The 225-nt window shown below is 71.6% G+C and carries 1 protein-coding gene; it reads right to left on the bottom strand.

Translation table 11 applies throughout. The features are described from left to right. The coding region (locus AX685_RS21725) for a hypothetical protein (RefSeq protein WP_156445841.1) at positions 1-210 on the bottom strand (210 nt) is incomplete at its 3' end. Positions 211-225: the final 15 nt, after the last annotated feature.

The raw sequence follows: 225 nt of genomic DNA, 5'->3' as shown, positions 1-225 counted from the left end.
CCCGCCCGCCTCGGTAACCCACAGGGTCGAGCGGCGCGTCGTCGGTACGCGCCACCATGACAGCGTGACCGAGGCCGCGTCCGAGCCGAACCGGCGCGTCAGCGTGCATTTGTCGGCCCCAGCATCGACGACCCATTTGTCGCCGGCCACGGGCACTGCGGCGGGCGCTCCCCATGCCGGAACGCCCACCCCCGCAAGGATCAAAGCCACCGCTCGCATCGTTCC

This window comes from Sphingomonas sp. CCH9-F2 (assembly GCF_001556735.1).
In the GTDB taxonomy this organism is placed as follows: Bacteria; Pseudomonadota; Alphaproteobacteria; order Sphingomonadales; family Sphingomonadaceae; genus Sphingomonas; species Sphingomonas ginsenosidimutans.
This window is presented reverse-complemented; position numbering and strand designations above follow the sequence as displayed.